General features: G+C 49.7%; 18 protein-coding genes. 8 read left to right on the top strand and 10 right to left on the bottom strand.

Going from position 1 to position 19,491, the window contains the following annotated elements; all coding sequences use genetic code 11:
- The first annotated feature begins 318 nt into the window (after window positions 1–318).
- The 3 genes from tgt (at window position 319) to ACP5D4_RS07395 (ending at window position 3,522) form a co-directional block, all read left to right on the top strand.
- Window positions 319–1,434, top strand: coding sequence for a tRNA guanosine(34) transglycosylase Tgt (gene tgt, locus ACP5D4_RS07405; RefSeq protein ID WP_428010990.1), 1,116 nt, complete (start codon window positions 319–321; stop codon window positions 1,432–1,434).
- Window positions 1,435–1,523: 89 nt separating this feature from the next.
- The gene (locus ACP5D4_RS07400) at window positions 1,524–1,661 is read left to right on the top strand and encodes a photosystem II reaction center protein K (RefSeq protein WP_017659909.1); all 138 of its coding nucleotides are present in this window, start codon (window positions 1,524–1,526) and stop codon (window positions 1,659–1,661) included.
- Window positions 1,662–1,962: 301 nt separating this feature from the next.
- Window positions 1,963–3,522, top strand: coding sequence for a hypothetical protein (locus ACP5D4_RS07395; protein ID WP_428010989.1), 1,560 nt, complete (start codon window positions 1,963–1,965; stop codon window positions 3,520–3,522).
- A 9-nt stretch (window positions 3,523–3,531) separates the two neighbouring features.
- Here ACP5D4_RS07395 and ACP5D4_RS07390 read toward each other — a convergent pair whose 3' ends face one another.
- Together ACP5D4_RS07390 and ACP5D4_RS07385 are read right to left on the bottom strand one after the other, a co-directional pair.
- Window positions 3,532–4,680, bottom strand: a complete 1,149-nt coding sequence (locus ACP5D4_RS07390; protein WP_428010988.1) for a tetratricopeptide repeat protein — start codon at window positions 4,678–4,680, stop codon at window positions 3,532–3,534.
- Window positions 4,661–6,094 carry an ATP-binding protein gene (locus ACP5D4_RS07385; protein WP_428010987.1) on the bottom strand — a complete coding sequence of 478 codons (1,434 nt, stop codon included), beginning with the start codon at window positions 6,092–6,094 and terminating at the stop codon, window positions 4,661–4,663. Before ACP5D4_RS07385 ends, ACP5D4_RS07390 begins: the two co-directional genes overlap by 20 nt.
- A gap of 251 nt (window positions 6,095–6,345) precedes the next feature.
- On the opposite strand from ACP5D4_RS07385, the gene ACP5D4_RS07380 reads away from it, so the two are divergent.
- Window positions 6,346–6,522: a hypothetical protein gene (locus ACP5D4_RS07380; RefSeq protein ID WP_428010986.1), complete on the top strand. Its 177-nt coding sequence runs from the start codon at window positions 6,346–6,348 to the stop codon at window positions 6,520–6,522.
- A 105-nt stretch (window positions 6,523–6,627) separates the two neighbouring features.
- On the top strand, window positions 6,628–6,828 hold the full coding sequence (locus ACP5D4_RS07375; protein WP_428010985.1) for a hypothetical protein: 201 nt from the start codon (window positions 6,628–6,630) through the stop codon (window positions 6,826–6,828).
- A gap of 145 nt (window positions 6,829–6,973) precedes the next feature.
- Here the strand turns inward: ACP5D4_RS07375 and ACP5D4_RS07370 are convergent, their stop codons facing one another.
- On the bottom strand, window positions 6,974–7,333 hold the full coding sequence (locus ACP5D4_RS07370) for a hypothetical protein (RefSeq protein ID WP_428010984.1): 360 nt from the start codon (window positions 7,331–7,333) through the stop codon (window positions 6,974–6,976).
- Window positions 7,334–7,371: 38 nt separating this feature from the next.
- Window positions 7,372–7,602: a hypothetical protein gene (locus ACP5D4_RS07365; protein ID WP_428010983.1), complete on the bottom strand. Its 231-nt coding sequence runs from the start codon at window positions 7,600–7,602 to the stop codon at window positions 7,372–7,374.
- 390 nt (window positions 7,603–7,992) lie between these two features.
- Here ACP5D4_RS07365 and ACP5D4_RS07360 point away from each other — a divergent pair, with 390 nt between their 5' ends.
- Window positions 7,993–9,213: a response regulator gene (locus ACP5D4_RS07360; protein ID WP_428010982.1), complete on the top strand. Its 1,221-nt coding sequence runs from the start codon at window positions 7,993–7,995 to the stop codon at window positions 9,211–9,213.
- Window positions 9,214–9,334: 121 nt separating this feature from the next.
- Here the strand turns inward: ACP5D4_RS07360 and cobS are convergent, their stop codons facing one another.
- On the bottom strand, window positions 9,335–10,141 hold the full coding sequence (gene cobS / locus ACP5D4_RS07355; protein WP_428010981.1) for an adenosylcobinamide-GDP ribazoletransferase: 807 nt from the start codon (window positions 10,139–10,141) through the stop codon (window positions 9,335–9,337).
- A 237-nt stretch (window positions 10,142–10,378) separates the two neighbouring features.
- On the opposite strand from cobS, the gene ACP5D4_RS07350 reads away from it, so the two are divergent.
- A complete protein-coding gene (locus tag ACP5D4_RS07350; protein WP_428010980.1) occupies window positions 10,379–10,837 on the top strand; it encodes a hypothetical protein in 459 nt (152 codons plus the stop codon).
- Between the two features lie 65 nt (window positions 10,838–10,902).
- On the opposite strand, the gene dtd is transcribed toward ACP5D4_RS07350, so the two are convergent.
- The 3 genes from dtd to ACP5D4_RS07335 all read right to left on the bottom strand — a co-directional run bounded on the left by dtd (window position 10,903) and on the right by ACP5D4_RS07335 (window position 13,098).
- Window positions 10,903–11,379, bottom strand: coding sequence for a D-aminoacyl-tRNA deacylase (gene dtd, locus ACP5D4_RS07345; protein ID WP_428010979.1), 477 nt, complete (start codon window positions 11,377–11,379; stop codon window positions 10,903–10,905).
- Window positions 11,380–11,612: 233 nt separating this feature from the next.
- Complete coding sequence (locus ACP5D4_RS07340; RefSeq protein ID WP_428010978.1) at window positions 11,613–12,722, bottom strand: CobW family GTP-binding protein; 1,110 nt, start codon at window positions 12,720–12,722, stop codon at window positions 11,613–11,615.
- A 94-nt stretch (window positions 12,723–12,816) separates the two neighbouring features.
- A complete protein-coding gene (locus ACP5D4_RS07335; RefSeq protein ID WP_428010977.1) occupies window positions 12,817–13,098 on the bottom strand; it encodes a hypothetical protein in 282 nt (93 codons plus the stop codon).
- Between ACP5D4_RS07335 and ACP5D4_RS07330 the strand changes: the two genes are divergently transcribed.
- The gene (locus ACP5D4_RS07330) at window positions 13,085–15,649 is read left to right on the top strand and encodes a HEAT repeat domain-containing protein (protein ID WP_428010976.1); all 2,565 of its coding nucleotides are present in this window, start codon (window positions 13,085–13,087) and stop codon (window positions 15,647–15,649) included. The two genes, ACP5D4_RS07335 and ACP5D4_RS07330, sit on opposite strands and share 14 nt — an antisense overlap.
- On the opposite strand, the gene ACP5D4_RS07325 is transcribed toward ACP5D4_RS07330, so the two are convergent.
- Window positions 15,646–17,724, bottom strand: coding sequence for a S8 family serine peptidase (locus ACP5D4_RS07325; protein ID WP_428010975.1), 2,079 nt, complete (start codon window positions 17,722–17,724; stop codon window positions 15,646–15,648). The genes ACP5D4_RS07330 and ACP5D4_RS07325 overlap by 4 nt on opposite strands.
- A gap of 440 nt (window positions 17,725–18,164) precedes the next feature.
- Complete coding sequence (gene cas6 / locus ACP5D4_RS07320) at window positions 18,165–19,253, bottom strand: CRISPR-associated endoribonuclease Cas6 (RefSeq protein WP_428010974.1); 1,089 nt, start codon at window positions 19,251–19,253, stop codon at window positions 18,165–18,167.
- Window positions 19,254–19,491 lie beyond the last annotated feature (238 nt).

Raw genomic sequence — 19,491 nt, 5'->3', positions numbered from 1 at the left:
TGTAGACGAGACCTACTCCGAGTCGGTTTTCGAGACGGTTGCGCGGTTGGGTCACAGCAATCCCCACGATATTAACTTATCATGCTTGTTTGTCGATCGCCGACTGTTGAAGAAAAAGTCTCCGAGGTCGATGGACCGGAAATATTTAAGACTTAGCTTACAGCTCGCTCCCTTAAACTATAGCAATTTGTTGAGAGCTACGGCGACTGTCGGTCTCCTTCTTGTAACGAAACCTCAATTTAGCCCCGTTCGAGACACCCTGGGGCTTTCGCGATAAGATAGTTTTTTTGTAAACTTTCGTGGAATTCAGACTAACTTTTGAGCGATCGATTTAGTTATCACTGTCAAGCCCAATGTCCGGACACGGGAGCGCGGGCGGGAGTGTTCGTCACCCCTCACGGTATCGTCGAAACGCCCCGTTTTATGCCCGTGGGAACCCTGGCCAATGTCAAAACCTTAACGCCCGACCAATTGCAATCGACGGGGGCGCAGATGGTGCTGGCCAATACCTATCACCTACACCTGCAACCGGGAGAGAACATCGTGTCCGGTGCGGGAGGGCTGCATCGGTTTATGGCCTGGGACGGTCCGATTTTAACGGATTCGGGCGGGTTTCAGGTGTTCAGCCTCAGCGAAATGCGATCGATTACGGAAGAGGGCGTCACGTTTCGATCGCCCCGCGACGGTTCGATGATTCATTTAACGCCGGAGAGGTCGATCGCCATTCAAAACGCTCTGGGGGCGGACGTTATTATGGCTTTCGATGAATGTCCCCCCTACCCCGCCTCGCCGGAGGCGGTGGACTTAGCCACCCAACGCACGGAACGCTGGCTCCGTCGCTGTATCGACGCCCACAAGCGCCCGGAAGACCAAGCCCTGTTCGGAATCGTTCAAGGCGGAGTCTACCCAGAATTACGGGCGAAGGCGGCGGCGTCTCTGGAACAGTTGGATTTACCGGGATACGCCATCGGCGGCGTCAGCGTCGGAGAACCACCGGAACTTATTGAGAAAATCGTTCGCGCCACGACGCCCCTACTACCGGAATACAAGCCTCGGTATTTAATGGGAGTGGGAACCTATCGGGAAATGGCGCAGGCGATCGCGGCGGGGATCGATTTGTTCGATTGCGTGATTCCCACCCGGTTGGGGCGACATGGGGCGGCGTTCGTCCAAGGAGAACGCTGGAATCTCAAAAACGCCAAGTTCCGCGAAGATTATCGCCCCCTCGATGAAAGCTGTTCCTGTTATACTTGCCAGAATTTTACGCGGGCCTATCTCTGCCATTTGGTGCGTTCTCAGGAACTGCTGGCCTATACGTTGCTTTCGTTGCACAATGTAACGGAACTGGTTCGCTTCACTCAACGCATTCGTCAAGCTATTTTGGACGGACGCTTCGCTACGGAGTTCGCCCCTTGGCTGTCTGCCTCTGCTTAACGTAACGTTACATTCCCAGGGAAACGAAACACTTATGTTAATATTTGTTTGGATTATGAGAAAACTTGTCGATCGAAGGATTTAACAACATGGAAGCAGCTCTGCTTTTTGCCAAACTGCCCGAAGCGTATCAAATTTTCGATCCCCTCGTGGACGTTCTTCCGATTATTCCGGTGTTCTTCCTGCTGTTGGCGTTCGTTTGGCAAGCCGCCGTGGGTTTCAGATAAACCGTTGGTTTTGGCAATTTTTCGGTGTTCGAGAGAAGCCCGTTCGCGAGAACGGGCTTTTTTAATGGGGAGGAGTTTCAGAGAGACCAAGCTTTTGTCCGGACACTCGCGATCGAACCGGGGATTAAGTATTAATACTGATGTAGCGGAAGGTGTGGGAACTGTAGAGATCTACTGCGAAGTCGCCGTCTAGCAAATTCACGGGTTTGGACGGTTGAGAGTTTGAAGATTCCCAGTTTCTCGTGAGATTCACGCTACAGACGTGACTCGAACCTATTCGATCGCTTTTGGAGAAAGGGCTATGGACAGTCTTCCAGAAAATTCGGGTTCTCGGGATAACGTTATGTTTGAAGGTGGAGCGATCGCCTGTCCTTCGTCTGGGGAAACACGGCGATCTGTCTTAAAAGAGTATTGTCGATCGAAGTTTTGGTGGATTGTTTGGCTGGTCATTTTAATGGTTTCGGGCTTGGGAATTGTAGGCGGTACGCTTTATCAGTCGCGTCAAACCACCGACAAAGAGCAAGTTTCAGAAAAACTGGCTTTTTCTAAGGTTTTATTCGATCTCCATCAATTTTACTCGAGCTTACAGGATATTCACCAAAGAACTCAACGCTTGCAAGCAGATCTTCTTGCTGATTATCACAATTTTAATAATAGCGAAAATTCATCGGCCAACCCCCTGGAAAATGGAGATAGCACATCGAAAGAAAATGCTGTTTCAGAATTTGAGAGAATATCAATATTTGATTCCGATTTTGATTCCGATTTCTGGTTGTCTGACAAGCATCAAAAAATAGATGGATTTATGATTTTTTTGAATCGGGCTATTTCGGGCAATGATAACTCTAGTATAATCGAAGAAAAACACCATGATTTAAAAGATATGTATGAAGCCGCGCATTTGCTTAGAAGTCGCGAAAGATCCTCTTACGCAAAATCGATAAATCTATCCCAAAAAGACATCTTTTTGCAGTCAATATATAAATCCTTTTTTGACGAGAACTTTAAAGAAAAAGAACTCAAATATATAGACACAAAATCCCATAAATACCTCGAAAAATTCCAATTACTACAAGAAATGAGCGAACGAGATCGCAGCAGTCTCGAGAAGTATGAAATAAAAATAAAAAACGCTCGAGTTTTTTTATGGATAGCCGCGATTAGCTTTGCTGTCAACTTAAGTATCGGCGTAACGATTTTACTGATTCACGAGTTAAACTTAGAACAAGACCGCAATCTCGAACGAGTCGATAGCAACATCAAAAACGCACGAGAAAAGCTCGAAAATTATAGCTGGGATATGGCCAGTGCCAATCTCGAACACTATTATCAAAGAAATCTCGTAGAATCCAAAGCAATTTTTTGGGTGAGTCTTATCGCAATATTCTCAGGATTTATCGTCATTGTATTGTCCTTGATGTTAGAGTTCGGAAACTCTTTGAACGCTTTATATATCGATGAGGTGACTCGAACGGAAACGCTGGAAAATCCTAGAAATACTGTCGTAGCAACGCCGCATTCTAATTTAGAAGAACGGGCAGAAGAAGGAACAGAAATTACGGCAGAATCTTTCAGTCAGGGAGGTGGGCTAAAAAGTCCCCCGAACAGTAGTCGCTTGGGCATTTTAGCGGGAATTCTCGCGAATTTTATCGGCGCGACGTTTATCGTGATTTACCGAATTACGAACCAGGAAAGCGCCCGGTATTCGCAGGCGTTGGAGCGGATTAACGCGGTGGGGATGGCCATGGAAATTCTCAAAAGTACGCAGACGGAAGAACATTCGGTGGAGGTGGTGCGAGCGAAAATCGACTTGGCGACGAAACTGGTGGAAAACTCACAGCAGACGGGGGATTCGACTTAAACGGCGTTTCTAGTTTTGCAATTGAGCCAGTAAGCTTTTGCATTCGTCGGCGAGGGGAATTCCCAATCCTAGGGAAATGGTCAGGGCTTGTTGATAATAGACTCTCGCCGATTTGAGATCGCCGAGTCGATGGTAGAGTTCTCCGAGGTTTTTCAAGCCTTCGGCTTCTCCATGTCGATCGCCAATTTCTTGGGCGATGTCGAGGGCTTCTTCTAGGGCGTCGCGAGCCTCTTGGTAGCAATTGAGTCGGATGTAGGTTTCTCCTAAATTAGAAAGAGCGATCCCTTCTCCTTCGCGAAAACTAATTTCTCGGGAAATTTCAAGGTACTGACGCTCGCACTGGAGGGCTTGAGGGTAATCTCCCAAAGCATAATAAGCGTAGCCGAGATTTCCCAAGGCTTGGCCTTCTCCGAGGCGATCGTTCATCTCCCGCGCGATGTCGAGATCTCGAGCGTGTTGGGTGATGGCGGCGGCGTAATCTCCCAAGGCGTGATAGGCTAACCCCAGGTTGCCCAAGGCTTGGCCTTCTCCGAGTCGATCGCCGATTTCGCGAGAGAGTTGTAAGGTGCGTTCGTGATAGTCGATCGCCCGCTGGTACTCGCCGAGATAGTAATATTCCAACCCTAAATTTCCTAGGGCGATGGCTTCGCTTTGTCGGTTTCCGAGAATCCGCGCGATCTCTAAATGCTTTTGGTGACAGTCGATGGCTTTTTGGTAATTTCCGAGATAGGAATAGGCGGTTCCCAATCCCTTCCAACAGATGAGATCGAGTTTGAGATCGCACTTTCCGAGTAACTGTTCGTACAGTTCGATTTGTTCGCGATAGTAGCCCCACACTTCCAGTTGTTTGTGAAGTTCGTCGCCAGTGGGGGTGTTCAGGCGCAACAACAGAATTTGTTGCGCCCGTTCCCAATCCTGAATTTCGCACAAATGGCGAAAGGCTTCAATGTAACCGCGCACGAGATCGAGGTTGGAGGCGTCTGGGGCGGGGTTGTAGCGGCTTAACCAGTTAAGAACTGCTCGGTAATGGGTTCGTTTCCAGCGAGGGCTGATGGATTTGAGCCGTGCTGCTTGCAAGCCGAGACGATGGAGAATCCCATCCCGAAAAGAAGCGGATGTGAGGTCCTCGGCGTCTGACTTAGCTGGGCGATTCTCCATCGTCGAGATCGAGTTGCTGTAAGTGTTTGAGTGCAACGCTGCGGATGAGGTTGTGCTGTCGGAGTAAAATGCGATCGTGTTCGACAATTTCTTCCACGAGATAGCGATCTCGGAGCGTTTCGAGGGCAAGATTACGGGCGAATTCGTCGCACTCCCAATCTTCGAGATGACTCAGCCAAAAGTCTTCGGGTACAGCAGTTCGATAAACCGAAGCTTCGCAAAGCAAGAGATAGGCGTTGCGAGCTTCTCGTTCGAGGCGGGCAAAGGTTCGCTCGAGTCTGTCTCGCACTTTTAGGCGTAAATGCCGCGTGCATTGGTGCAGTTGCCATCGATCGCTTGCAGAAGCGGTTGCACCAGTTTTTGCCTCCGCGATCGCATTTTCGACTTCCTCTATTTCTCGTCCGTACTTCTTCCAGTACGCTACCACATTTCCACTGAAAGGAGCATTGGTAATTTCACCTGCAATAACTCGTAACGCGAGGGGATGTCCTTCGTAGGCCGAACCGATCCGTTTTAGATACGGTCGATCGGATTGACTCACTTTTAGCTCAGTTTTAGCAAAGAGCGCCAACTGCTCCTCCTGGGTCAGCCCGCTGACGAACTGACAAGTCCAAAACTTTTCATAGCGGGGCGGCAGCTGTCCGGGGAAGTCTTGAGAGGTGAGAACGAAGCGACTCGCGCAAGACTCGGCGGCTAAGATGCCCTCGAAAAACTGCGCCCACCAGGGGTCTTGGAAATCGCTCCATCCCTCCTCTTCGTTTCCGGTGAGGATCAGTTCGAGTGAGTCGATAATGAGGAGGTACGGCTGCTCGATAAATCGATTGATCGTGCGTTGTAAAAGCTGCTCCGTATCTTTACAGTCGTCTACGGGAACCCCCCAGCCTTGCCACCAACGAGTTGCCACGCTGGCGAAGTCTGTGGCTTGACGTTCGTTTTCCAGGTTTTCACGGAGAAGGGACTGCCAATCGCCTGCCATCCAATCCTCGTGTAAGGCGACGGCGATACGCTCGGCGAGGGCGGTTTTGCCGATTCCGGTAATACCGAGCAAGACCAGAATTCGACAGGATTGGCACAGTTGTTGGCTCAGTTCTTCGACGAGGGCTTCTCGCCCGACCCAGGCTTCATCATAGGCGAAGAAATCAACAACTGGCTTTTGAATGTGTGGGTGCGGACGGTCGGCCAGCGGCGTTTCTGCCGTCTCTGCTACTTCTTGCCAGTTTGTCCCCACCGCCTCGCAGATGGCGATAAAGGTTTGCGATCGAATCGGTAATCCCCGCCAAAACCGTTTCAGCGTCGCTCGCGAAGTCGAAGCAGCATCGCACCAGTCATCGGAAGACTTCAGCCATCCTTTGTACCGACGGGCGCGATCGACCAGTTCTAAGCCTTGGCGAGAGGGTTTTAGCGTAGCTGCCATAGAGAGTGAAACCTCCGAAACGTTGGTAGCAGTTTAGTTCTGACTCATTTTTGGCTGAGTAGTTGACAGAGCTAAAAATGAGCCTATAATGGACTTATCCGAAGTGAGATACGCTTTCAACGCTCGTAAGAAAAAGCTTTAAGAGCGAAAAAAGCGCCTTTTCGAGCCTACCAAGTTTTGGCTCATTTCAACAGAAAGGCTTCAAAACTTCGTTTTTTTATCCTTCGTTTTTTTATCCAAGGAAACCAGCCATGCAATCTCAAACCCCCGTTCAACAACCCACCTACTCCGCTCAGCAACCGGTTTCTAGCCCCATGCCCTTCGGGTTCCCGATTCAAGTTCCCGAAGCGGGAGCATCGAGCGGCATCCTGCTCATGCTGACCTTCTGCGTGTGGTTGTTGCGCCAACAACTGCTCGATAGTAAATAAACGCGATCGCACTCGTCTTTTAGATTTTAGCCGATTTTTGGCTCACTTTCTAGAGCCGTTTTTTTTGGAACTATCATCCCATCGCAACATCAGAGGACATCTACCATGGAAAGCCAAATTCAACAAACCCCCGTCGCTGAAACCCCGCTACAGCAAGCGACTCCCCCGCCAACCGTTGCGACTCAACCGATCGTCATGCAAGTGCCGAGTGGCGTTCCCGTTCAGGTTCCCGAAGCTACGCCGTCGAGTAGTGTGCTGCTGATGCTGACCTTCTGTGTTTGGATGCTGCGCCAACGCATTGCTTAACGGCTGACTCGGCTCGCTCACAGGAACCGCACTCGCCATTTGTCCACTCTTCAAGGCAAGACGGCGGGTGCGGTTTCAGGTTTTTCGGCGAGTCCGGCGTCCGCCAGCGATCGCATTCTTGAAGCTTTCGGTCTGGGAAATGTCCCTAGTCGTCGTCGGTAAACGGAAGCGTCTCGAATTTGCCGTTTCGTCCCCGCTGACACAACAGTTCGTTGTTTCGATCGGGTTCGTAAATACAGTTAAACTGTTGATCGAACGATCGCAGGTCGTCTTTGTACTGACCGGGATCGAGGTTCAGTTTGCGGCGAAACTGACTCCACGATACATCTACGACCCGGTTTCCACAGGTCATTTCCACTTCGCCGCGTTCGAGTTCTAACAGTTCGGCGTCTTCGATTTGGTCAACGCGACAGCCATAGGCTTGGCGGCGTCCACACCCGACAGTTAACATCGCCAGGAGGACGACGAGGGCGAGGGGGGCGAATCGATTCAACCTGCGTTTCACGGAGCTTTATGGAGAGAGCGGGATAGTTCGCTCCTGTTTTAACATGACGATCGCCCGTTCAACCAACTGCGGGTTCCGAAGGACTCACAGGGGCAGGCCGCCACCTTTGAGCTAATGCCCAAACTGCTGAAGCTGACGGCGGCGTTCGTCGCTGGACCGCCTGCTGCGATCGTGTAGTCCGAGGCTACGAGCTTTTCGTCCGGCTGGGGGAGGCGTTCGCTAAGATAAATAACATCTAGGGTGGTTAAGCCGACAAACAAACCTTGCATAGGCGATAGTTACATCGAATCGAGCCTATTGAAATCTCGATCGCATCTCTAAAACGGTATGTAACGATATTGAGCGAAAACATCACGAATTGTAAATTTTTAATAAGAAAACAAAAGCGATCGTTTTTTGTTTGCCCATAAAACTGTGAAGCTGCATAAGTTACAACGCGAAAAAACAACAAAACTTTACCCCTTTATCGAAATGCAGGATCGCTCAACCGAATCTAAAATATTAGCCAATATCGCTCAATTTAGACTAGATTATTTAGTGAAACAAAGGAAGGGTATTTCTGGTAATTATTCTAAAACGGTCGTTCGACCAACATAAACTTATACGTCCAGACTTTTTGAGAGATCGCCCTTTCCCAAACCGCCAACTCGCGGAAGACCATGACACCGAATCCGAGTTCCCGTTCCGATTTCCCGTCCTCGACCGATACGAATCGTAGCCATTCCGAACTGAAGATGCCCAGTGCGATCGAAGCGATTTTAGTCAGTAGTCAAAAGCACTTTTCAGGTCGGTTGGAAATTGTCGCCCCCGCCTCGAAAAGCTGGGATTTGTACTTTCGCCTCGGACGAATTGTCTGGGTTGGAGGTGGAACGCATCCTCATCGACGGTGGCGGCGGGCGCTCTCCCAGGCTTGCCCCCAACTGGATTTGAGCCGTTTGAACGTTCGTAAAACGGACAAACAAACCACGTGGGAATATCTCGTACTTTCGGTTTTACTCAAACGCCAGCAGATCGATCGCGAGAGCGTGCAAGCGGTTGCTAACTACTGTACCATCGAAGTACTGTTTGATATTTTGCAAGCCTGCCAATCCCAAACCCTGACGGGAATTGCCTACGCCGAAGAAACCCTGACGGAGTCTCTGGCTCTGCTGAAAGTGGCCGACGTGCTTACCGAAGCGCGAATTCAATGGGAAACCTGGGGTGAAGACGGCTTGAGTAGTTATTCCCCCGATGCTGCACCGACGATACGACATCGCGAACAGCTTCGCAGTTCGGTATCGGACAAAGCCTATCGGAAACTCACTGTATTAGCCAACGGTCGCAGTACGCTGCGGGACTTAGCCGTTTCCCTCAAGCAAGACTTACGCCGTTTGACGAAGTCGTTACTTCCCTACGTTAGGCGGGGATCGATCGAATTCGTGAAAATTCCCGACTTGCACGACTCCCAATCGAATCCCACTGACGATAGACTCAAGGGGCAAAACTTCGAGGGCAAGTCTTCTGAAGACGCGCCCTTGATTGCTTGTATCGACGACAGTTTACAAAACTGCAAAATCCTTGAAGTCATCGTTCGCGGTGCCGGATATCGTTTTATCTACATTACCGACCCCCTCGAAGCGTTACCCACGCTCATCAAACGCCAACCGGATTTAGTGTTTTTAGATTTGATGATGCCCGTGATCAACGGTTATGAAGTCTGCGCTCAAATCCGTCGAGTATCCGCTTTAGAGAAAGTGCCAGTGGTGATTTTAACCAGTCAAGATGGATTGGTCGATCGAATGCGAGCCAAAATGGTAAAAGCCTCGGGTTTCCTCTCAAAACCGGTCGATCCGAGTAAAGTCTTAACCACCATGGAAAAGCTGTTAAAAATTGAAAGTTGACCGGGAACCGGGTAGGGTGCGTGACTTGACCAATCGGGTATCGAAGGGGAAACCGAGAAATCGTCACGCACCGATCCCTCATCATCTCATCATCCCCTCATCTCATTATCTCATCATCTCATCATCCCGAAGCGGCGGCTAAGGCGGTTAACAGACACAGCACTCCGGCTTCGGTCCATTCCACCACCGCCCCGTAAGTGTCGCCGGTGTGACCGCCGAGTTTGGCGTTGAACCAAGCTCCCGTTAAGATAGCGATAGCACTGCCGCCTAAGAGCATACCGACGCCGAACAACCAGCGATCGGGGTGTAGGAGGAGTTGAAACAAACTTAAGGCGAGCAAGGCTAAACCCCCTGGAATTAAGTCCAGTGCCGATCGAATTGAGGCTTTATGGATGGCACCTTTTCCAGAAGGTCTCAGATAGGGATAGCGCACGATCGCGACCACTTGTCCCCACCGCGCCCATCCGAAAGCTGCCATTAAGGCAAAGGTTCGATCGACGGATAAATCGGCTAAGGCTGCTGTTTTTAGGAACGCGATCGCAATTCCGGCCATGACGCCAAAGGCGCCGACAACGCTATCTTGCATTGCAGTTAACCGACGTTGGGGGTCAGGCACCGCAAGGCCATCGGCCGTATCCATGGCACCATCGAAATGGAGACCGCCGGTTAAGGCGATCCCCGTTAAAATAACGGCGACGCTTCTCGTTAAAGCGGGAACGCCTAAGCCTCCTAAAATCGCGTCGATCGCGCTTAAAATACCGCCGAGAAACAGTCCCACCAAGGGCGCTAAACGGGCAATTCCGTTAAAGTCGAGTTTCCAGGTCGGCGGTATGGGCAAACAGGTATAAAATGCGATCGCAGCTAGGGCGACTTGAGTTTGGCGAACCCAAAAACGCACGCGCAGCCACGAAAATCGACGATCGCTCATAAAAATTTGCAAATTCAGTTATTTGACGGATATCCGAACCGAGTTATCTATGCCAAGATTGTATCGAGACATCGATCGCGCTCGTTTTTTGAACCCAGGCTCGAGCCATCCTGTCGTCTCGATCGCAGCTCGATCGCTACATCCAGCTTTTAAGAAGCATCACCATCTCAGTTAACCTCGCCGTTAACGACTCTCGAAGCTTGCGAAGGGAAATCGTCCATTAACCCAGTCAGTTCCATGCTTGACCGTTCATCCGACACCCGAATCCCCGCCCCCTGCATCATCGAGACCGGGCTGATTGTCAACAAACGCGATATGCAGCGCGTCCTCGGCGACCTCCATCAGGTGCGTTACCTCTACCTCCAAGACGGCGAACCCCACAGCCGGGGCGAAGCCTATGTGGTGGAAGTTTTTTCCGACCCCCAACAATCGACGATTCTGGCGAATCGATCGCTGTATCTTAACGTGGCCAGCTTCGATTATTTGGAACTGAAACGGGGCGACGGGGCGAATACCTATTTCGACCTGGTTCAAGAAAGCAGACAACTGCGACTGATTCCGGTCACGTCGCCATTGGTCGATCGATCGGAATCGGAGTTCAGCGACGATACCCTCGAATCGGTGTTGGCTCAAGTCATTTCCGCTAAACTCGACGCCCAAATCGACGATTTAGACGACTTTTATCGGGAAGAGTAAGCAGAGAGACAAGGAAGACAAGGGGGACAAGGAAGAAACTGTCAACCGCGAACTGTCCCCATTCTTCACGCTTCACTCTTCCCTGAAATAGCTTCGCGTTCTAAAAGTAGCGTCACCGGACCGTCGTTGTCGATCGATACCTCCATCATGGCACCAAACTCGCCGGTTTCCACCCGCAAACCGCTTTGTTTGAGTTTCTCGACAAACTTCTCGAACAACACTTTAGCCGAAGTCGGTTTGGCGGATTTATCAAAGGAGGGACGACGCCCCTTCCGACAGTCGCCATAGAGCGTAAACTGACTGACCACCAATAACTCGCCGCCGATGTCGGTGACGGATTTATCCCAACGACCGTTTTCTTCACCGTCGGAATCGGGAAACAAACGCAGTCCTAAGCATTTTTTCGCCATCCAATCTAATTCCGCTTCCGTGTCCGTGTTGGCGATTCCCACTAACAGGTTGAGTCCGCGATCGATCTGTCCGACCAAACGCCCGGACACGGTAACTTGAGAGGATTTCACCCGTTGTAAAACAACACGCATTTACAGTGAACAATGAACCCGTGAACAATGAACCCGCGAACAGCAGTCGGGTGCGTGACTTGACAAATCGGGTGTAAATTGTTAAAGGAACCAATCGTCACGCACCGACAATTTACACCGCCAACAGACAAGGGTGCGTGATTTTAAACATCGGGGGGTCGAATCTGAGACCGAAAAATCGTCACGCACCCACAATGTAGACTTATCGCTTCAGCGAACCCCTCAAACGGCGGTTAAAAGCCGAATCCTTTACCGCTGTTGCTCGAAGGCGTCGTTACGCAGTTTTCCAACTGGGATAAGAGCCTGTCGCGATCGAGGTTTTGTCCGATGAGAACCAGTTGGGTTTTGGGATCGTTTTTCCACTCGTCGTCTTCGATGGTGAATCGCTTCCCGCTGAGGTGGAAAATGTGACGTTCGGGGCTTTCGTCGAACCAGAGAATTCCCTTGGCTCGGAAAATGGTCGAGGGGAGTTGGTTATCGAGAAAATACTGAAACTTCCGAATCGAAAAGGGTCGATCGCTCTGAAAAGATACGGAGACGAAGCCGTCATTTTCTAAGTGATCGGAATGATGGTGGTGGTGATGGTGGTCGTGATGATGGTCGTGATGATGGTCGTGATGATGGTCGTGATGATGGTCGTGGTGAGCGTCGTGATGGTGATGATGGTCTTCTTTCGACTCAGCGGCGTCGAAATACTGGTCTGACTCGAACAATCCCACGCTCAAAATTAAGGGAAGCGGAACTTGAGAATGGTTGGTGCGTAAAATGCGAGCGTCTTTTTTCATGTCGCGAATTCGCACTTCTAAGGCGTCTACGTCCGCTTCATCTACTAAATCCACTTTGTTGAGTAAAATGGTGTCGCCGTAAGCGATTTGGCTGTAAGCGGCTTCGCTGTTGAAGAGGTCGAGGCTGAAGTTTTCGCAGTCTACGACGGTGACGATGGAATCGAGGCGCGTCAAATCCCGCAGTTCTGTCCCCAAAAAGGTCAGCGCCACGGGAAGCGGGTCGGCGAGTCCTGTGGTTTCCACGACTAGATAATCGACGTTATCGGGGCGTTCGAGAACTTTGTAAACGGCTTCGAGTAAGTCGTTGTTAATGGTGCAGCAGATGCAACCGTTACTCAGTTCCACCATGTTGTCTTCGGTGGAGACGATGAGTTCGTTATCGATGCCGATTTCGCCGAATTCGTTAACGAGAACTGCCGTTTTGATGCCTTCTTGGTTGCTGAGAATGTGGTTGAGGAGGGTGGTTTTACCGCTTCCGAGGAATCCGGTGATGATGGTGACGGGAAGTCCCAGTTTGGGGGCTTCCATGATTCGGTCTTGTTTGTCTGCGGTTTGCATAGCGTCGTCGTCAGTGTCCGTAAGCTGGATGTGGCAGCGGTTTACCGCCCATCGGTCTGAGAATGAGTCCTATTTCCGGGCAACTGCCATGTTGTTAGTGTAGCTCGATCGCGGGAGCGCGATCGCCGGGAAGCGCGATCGAGGTGGGGGACGGTGTTTCGCCAGATCTCGTGGATTGGGGAAAGACTGGGTTTCTCGCAACGGTTGACCCTGGAGAGGGGATGAAGAAACGTAAAGTTTTTTGGCGAGATTGTTGGATTTCCAGGGTTTGTCTGGGGTCGATCGTTATCATGGAATTGTCGATCGAGTGAGGTGGGGGTTTGAGGTTCGATCGCAGTCGATTTATGCAGGTTTTTAAGGCGTTGGCAATTGCCATTTCGCTGCCAATGCTTTGGGCGGGGAATAGTTGGAGTCAAGAAGAAAGTCCAGAGGGGATTGAGTCAGTCGATGCTGTGATTCGACCCTATATCCAACAGTTAATTGACGAGAATAAGGATAACAACGAAGATGCTCGCGAGGAAATTCAAAAGCTGGGAGACGCGGGCGTTGAAGCACTCGTCGAGATTTTAGACACAGAAAATACTAATCCCGATATTCGTCAACAAGCCATTATTGCCCTGAGAAAAACCAATTTAGATGCGGAAAATGCCGTCCCCCTTCTGGTTGAAATTTTAGAAAACGATGCGAATGGAGAAGTTCGGAGTTCCGCCGCGTATTCTTTTTATTTTTTGGAACCGGGGGGAGCCGCACAAGACGCGATCGATCCCCTCGTAAAAGCACTTCAAGATGATTACCAGCATACTCGTTTAAATGCCCTCATCTCACTACAGCATATCGCCCCGACTCAATTCGAGGTTGTCGAAGGGTTTTTAGTCGCTTTACAAGATGATAACTACACGGTTCGTTCGACAGCAACTCGATATTTAGGGGAGTCTTTGAGTGCGATCGAATCTCCTCTCGAACTCAAAAAAACAAGGAGAAAATTGGAGGAAACCTTAAACAACACATCAATTTGGTCGGTTCAGTTAGGTATCGCAACCGCTTTAGCGAGTAGTGGGAAAGACTTAAAAACGGCTGTTCGGTTTTTCACTGAATTACTGGAACATCCCCAAAAAAACGTTCGTCAGGAAACCCTTTCCTATCTCCCCAAAATCGCCAAAACTTTACGGGAAAACACGGTCGTTCTAACCTGTGGCGAAAAACAAGAGGTAGAAGAGGGAATCAATCAAATGTTCTCTTACATTAAAGATAACCAGGAGAGTTTAAATCAGTTAGACGGCAATCTCGATTCAATTATACAAGAGCTTGAAAATACCGCTCTAAATGTTCGGATATCTAGCCGAAACTGCTTCTCTAATACTTTACAAAAATGGATTTCAAACTATCCAAAACTATCGGCAATTGTTATCTATTGCTTGTCCTTGTCGATACTCTGGTCTCTCCTGTTATATTTATATCCAATTGCACTCCTCAGAATTAACGAGTCTTTAAAAAAATATGCAGATTTTTCCCTCCCGAAATGGCTGGGAGGATTTAATTTACCGACTCGATTCGCCTTATTGGTTGGATTTTATAACTATCATCCCAGAGTGTTAGATGCCTGGGTCAAATCTTACATCAATACCGCTCGAGAAGAATTCAACCAAAAACAAACCGTTCGACAGCGAGAAATTCATATTTCGATTCCCGTTGTATTCAACGGTAAAACCATCCCAGAGCTTTCCCCTCAAGACTTAAAGCCCGGATTTAAGCAACCGAGAGAATGTATTCTAATTTGGGGCGAAGGCGGTTCGGGAAAAACCAGTTTGGCTTTGCAATTGGCGAAATGGGCGATGTCGGACGATATCGAAACTCGGCTTTGCAAACATCAAATGCTTCCGATATTAATCGAACAGGATTTAGATTTTGAAGTCCCGGATGGAAAATCGAGGTTAACCACCTTAATTCGGGGGTTGTTATGCGATTTGATTAATTCTCCCAAAGCCATTTCCGAAGAGTTTCTCGAAGAACTCCTTCGACAGCAACGGTTGCTCGTCATTTTAGATGGTTTCTCTGAAATGACTCAGAAGACTCGCCAGCAAATTCATCCCGAACTTCCCAGTTTCCCGATTAACGCCTCTATCGTCACATCCCGTATTGAGGAGGAATTGGGGAAAATTAACCGAACCACGATTAAACCGTTGCGAATTCAAGGAAATCGCCTTTCCTCGTTTATGGAATCCTATTTAACGAAAATTGGAAAACGGGATTTGTTTAGCGATCGAGAATTTTTTGAAATTTGTAGCAAACTCTCTGAACTGGCGGGAGATCGAGGCCAAACACAACTCACTGTTTTATTAGCTAAAATGTATGCCGATCGCGTGGTTGCTGCCAAAGCCAGTACGCACATTGATTATATGCACGGTATGCCCAATACTGTAACCGATTTAATGTTACAGTATTTAAAAATATTAAATCAAAGTATCATCGAACATCCCCTAGAAAATCGTATTGTTTATCGCCATGCGAAACGGATCGCCTGGGAATGCCTCAAACACAGCTATCAACCGACGAGTGCCAATCGGGAGGAGGTTTTAAGCGTTCTCGGAGATGATAAAAATGCCAAACTTTACCTGGATTATTTAGAAAACCGACTGGGAATTATTAAAACTATCGATCCCGGTGAAGATCGTATTTGTTTTTTGCTCGATCCTCTGGCAGAAAATCTCGCGGCTTTATACCTTGTGGAACAGTACGAAAGCAATCCCAAATTATGGCATGACTTTTTGAATTCCCTCGACGATAAGTCAGTGCAGTCTGAAGCCAGTCCAGAATTTTTGGCATCTGTATATGATTGCTGCTTGACTCAATCCGAGAATTGCAACATTCCGTATACGGTTCTGGAAAACCTTAAAGCACGGATTAATTTTTCGGCGGCTGAAAATTAGGGAATGGCTACGCAATTGCCTGTTTCGTCATCGATATGGAATCCTTGAGGACATTCAAAAAACGCACCGTTTGTCCTGAGAAAATTCTGTGTGTTTCCTAAAGCTTCTAACCAGAGTTTCTGTAGCTCGTGCTTTTTATCGTTTTCAGGGAGTCCCTGGATGGTTTCTTGAGCCTCAAGAATTAGAAAATTTAAGACTTGTTCGGGATATCGATTCAATTTAATTAATCCTTCGGCGGCCAACAGTCTGAATTCGATATCTTGGCTTTCGTCTTTCAGGGTTTTCATAAGATGAGATGCGGCTTTTGTGACGGGCGATCGAACGACGAAATTACTGGGATCGATCGCCAGCTCGTACTCCCCAGAAATCTCCTCAATTTCCTGAAGTGCCTTATCCAACGCCCACAAAATTTCTTCGTAGTGTTTTCTCAGTTTAGAATCCATTTTCCACTCCTGTCTTTGAAATTGAAACTTATCTTGAAACTTATCTTGAAACTTATCTTGAAACTTATCTTGAAGCTTATCTGGCAATCCACCAACCCCCCCAGAACGACAGTCGCCGGACGAATCGCGCCACGCCTCCTTCAAACCCTCCCGTCGAACCGCTTCTACCGCCTGCAACGCATCCACTAAGCCATATCCTGTCGCTAAGTCGAACCCCACTCCCGCCGCGTTGCCCCCCGTATTACGATGACAGCATCCTTGCACTACGTCTCGGGCAGTTTCTTGTAAAATTTGGCGGACGCGATGAGGCGACAGTCGGGGATTGATTTGTTTCATTAAGGCGCAAATTCCTGCCACCTGCGGGGCAGCCGCCGAGGTGCCGCTAAAGGCTGCCCAACCGTCGGTTTGTCCGGTGGCGTCGCCGTCGGGGTGTTCTGTAACCCCCAAATTCCGATCGATCGAACATCCCGGTTCCACGGGCAACATAATATAAGCGGCTCTTGGTGTTTTCCCCACCAAACCGCAAACGTCCGGAACGGTGCGATCTCGATAAATATGACTTTTGAAACCGCTGGCGTAATCGCTGGCTTCGAGGGTGCCATCGGGATGTCGGTAGACGCCACCGACTGAAATCACGTCGGGATGTTGCCCCGGAAGAGCCCAATGTCCGTTTCCCGCCGCCGCTACCACGATGATGCCTTGGTTGACGGCATCGGCGACCACTGCCGCCAAAGCTTGATGAAATGCCGAAATGGGATGGTATTTCTGCGGAAATCCCCAACTACAGGAAATGATATGAGGCGGTTGGGGTAAGGCGAGGGCGGTTTTGAATCCCGCTACGGCGTTGACAAGGCAGGTTTTCACCATCGTCAATTCCACGTCGGGGGCTAGGGCAAACAAATTCGCTGATTCTCCCGTTCCGTGACCCTCTTCGTCGGTGTCGGGGTGCCAGACGCCGGGACTCAAGACGACTCGACTGCGATAGCCGTATTTTTGAAAAAAAGGATGGCGATACCAACCGGAATCTACCATCGCCACCCGCACCTTTTTCCCGGTAATGCCGTTTTGATGGACGAGGGTGGCGTTGAGAGCCTCGGCGACAGCGTGAGGGACTTTCAGATGCCAAAAGGAAGACTGGGGGGGGTCGGCGTCGGGCAGGTTTTGCGAGTCTAAAAAATCCTCTAAAAAATAGATGGGTTCGTTGATGGCTACGCCGTCTAGGGTCTCGGAAAGAGGACTGGACGCGGTTTCAATTAAGCCGGAAATGTCGGTGTCTGGGGTGTCGAAAAAGGTGGCGGTTTCTTCGACACCGCCGGATTTCAGCATCCATCGTTCTTCGGGGACGATCTTGGTGTTGAAAAAGGTTTCGTAGGTTTTTGCGGGGGCGGCGATGGAAATGGTGAATTTTCCCAGGGACAGGACTTGGAAATTGGCTCGTTTGAGTTGTTGTGCCGCCCATTGGATTTTGTTGGGGGCGGAGCGAAATCGATCGACGTTTTTGTGGGTGATGAGTTCGGTGGTGTTGAAGAGGGAAAGGCCACTGTCGGAACGGACTGAGGCTTCGGCGTACAGGAGTGGGGGCAGTTTTCGATCGATCGGCTCGGTCGATCGATCTCCAGGTTCGACGGGCATTTCTCTTGTTCTCCTCAATCGACCTCGATAGCGAGATAAGAATTCCTTCGGTTAATGGTTTTTATAGATGTTGCGATCGATTGTATTTTATACTCTTTTTTTAACTTGAAATATCCGGTTTTGATGGTGTTATTTGTTATTTTTTGATTCAAAAAATTAATAAATATTACATTTGTATAAATACAGTAATTACAGAAAAATAACTTTTTTTATATTAACATATTGCAACCGCAAGCCGTCAAAGTATTGCAACAGAAATTTACATTTTAGCGAAATTAGAACTGACGCAGAAACTCGGTGTTTTAACGAAATTCCATTAGGGCGAAAAACCGGGTTTGTTGACCGACAAGTGCGTAACTCCTGTAATTGGAAACCAGCAATTCACAGACCATCGTATTTGCTGAACCCCCATTTCTGACAATCTCCTCCCGGTGTGGCGGCTATTCCAACTCCCGCAAGAAGCGACGGGTGACTTTAACATAGCTTTTTACCGTATCGTAGGGCATTTTTAAATCGTCGGCGATGTCTTGCAAGCATTCCCCCAGTTCCCGACGCGCCAGAATCGTAGCGCGGGTTTTGCAGATTTTTTGAGCGCGATTTCCGTCGGGGCGTTTTTGGAATTTCAACAAGAGTTCCGTGAGCTGTTCGATGCGTTCGGCGAGACGGATTTCTTCGCTTTTCAGTTCCACGGTGGGTTCGGTCCATCCCAAACAGGTTTCCCCCAAACCAAAGGGGGTTTTGTGGCCGGTTCCGCAGTAGGGGGCGAACTGGGCTAAGGCGGCGAAAACTTGGACGTAGTGGGGGGTTTGGTGGCCGGCGGTGGCGGATACCGCCAGTTCGATCGATCCCGTAAATCCGGTGACAGACCCCCGTTTTCCGGCGGCGACTTTGTGGGATTGGATGTTGTGGCGGCGGATGACGACGTGGGTATCGACCCAATCGAGGAAGCCTTCGCTCTCGACGGGAATTCCCGAGAAGTCGTTCCAGCGACGCAGGTAGCTGTGGAAGAGATTTGTCGGGACGGGAAGGGGGACGTGATGACCGCGATGGCGGAAGCTGGTGGGGGTGAGGAAACTCAGTTCCACGGAGGAGCCGTCGGTGCTGTCGAAGAGGGTTTGGTAGGTGGTGGGGGGACGGTAAATGTCGATGGATTGGATGTTGAAGGTGGCGGCGCGAAGTGTGAGGGTCTCTGGTGGGGTTTTCAGCCAGGTTTCGGCCCACTGTACGAGGTCGCGGTTGAGGAAGGTGAGAGTCCAGTGATAGGTTCGATCGCGCTGGACTTCGAGTTGGCGTCCGACTAGGGGAAGTTCGCCGTTGAGGAGGGAGAGGGAGAAGGCTTTTTCGGACTCGCCGTCGTGGAGATAGGTGGAGAGTTCGGGATCGCTTTGGCGCACGGTGTCGAGGAACCAGGCGTGTAATCCGACGCTGTATTGGGGGAACAGCTTGGCGGTGCGTTGGGGTTGTAACTGGAAGCGAAGGCTGACGAGTTCGGTGTCGTCGTTCCAGGTGGGGGAGGTGGATGCGCTCAAGGGTCTTTGGGGGGAATGGTCTGCTGTGTGGGTTATTTTACGGCGTTTGGCGATCGTTGGAGGGGGTCGAGGGGGGTGGTGTTACGGATTCTCTTCACCTCTTCATCTCTTCATCTCTTCGTCTCCGGATGGGGGCGGTGCGTGACGCAGGAAGTCCATTTTCTGGACTTCGACCAGATTTTTACCGCTTTGTAGAACCTACTCAAACCTGGACAAACCCGGTTAAATGTCTACTCTA

It is taken from the genome of Baaleninema sp. (assembly GCF_049974805.1).
GTDB lineage: Bacteria > Cyanobacteriota > Cyanobacteriia > Cyanobacteriales > Geitlerinemataceae > Baaleninema.
This window is presented reverse-complemented; position numbering and strand designations above follow the sequence as displayed.

Bases quoted from the DNA above. Each gene is read 5' to 3' on its own strand.
- dtd (WP_428010979.1), bottom strand. From the start codon at position 11,379: ATGCGTGTTGTTTTACAACGGGTGAAATCCTCTCAAGTTACCGTGTCC.
- ACP5D4_RS07375 (WP_428010985.1), top strand. From the start codon at position 6,628: ATGGAAAGCCAAATTCAACAAACCCCCGTCGCTGAAACCCCGCTACAG.
- ACP5D4_RS07350 (WP_428010980.1), top strand. From the start codon at position 10,379: ATGCTTGACCGTTCATCCGACACCCGAATCCCCGCCCCCTGCATCATC.
- ACP5D4_RS07385 (WP_428010987.1), bottom strand. From the start codon at position 6,094: ATGGCAGCTACGCTAAAACCCTCTCGCCAAGGCTTAGAACTGGTCGAT.
- ACP5D4_RS07365 (WP_428010983.1), bottom strand. From the start codon at position 7,602: ATGCAAGGTTTGTTTGTCGGCTTAACCACCCTAGATGTTATTTATCTT.
- ACP5D4_RS07395 (WP_428010989.1), top strand. From the start codon at position 1,963: ATGGACAGTCTTCCAGAAAATTCGGGTTCTCGGGATAACGTTATGTTT.
- ACP5D4_RS07340 (WP_428010978.1), bottom strand. From the start codon at position 12,722: ATGCAAACCGCAGACAAACAAGACCGAATCATGGAAGCCCCCAAACTG.
- ACP5D4_RS07325 (WP_428010975.1), bottom strand. From the start codon at position 17,724: ATGCCCGTCGAACCTGGAGATCGATCGACCGAGCCGATCGATCGAAAA.
- ACP5D4_RS07390 (WP_428010988.1), bottom strand. From the start codon at position 4,680: ATGGAGAATCGCCCAGCTAAGTCAGACGCCGAGGACCTCACATCCGCT.
- cobS (WP_428010981.1), bottom strand. From the start codon at position 10,141: ATGAGCGATCGTCGATTTTCGTGGCTGCGCGTGCGTTTTTGGGTTCGC.
- ACP5D4_RS07380 (WP_428010986.1), top strand. From the start codon at position 6,346: ATGCAATCTCAAACCCCCGTTCAACAACCCACCTACTCCGCTCAGCAA.
- ACP5D4_RS07400 (WP_017659909.1), top strand. From the start codon at position 1,524: ATGGAAGCAGCTCTGCTTTTTGCCAAACTGCCCGAAGCGTATCAAATT.
- ACP5D4_RS07360 (WP_428010982.1), top strand. From the start codon at position 7,993: ATGACACCGAATCCGAGTTCCCGTTCCGATTTCCCGTCCTCGACCGAT.
- ACP5D4_RS07335 (WP_428010977.1), bottom strand. From the start codon at position 13,098: ATGGCAATTGCCAACGCCTTAAAAACCTGCATAAATCGACTGCGATCG.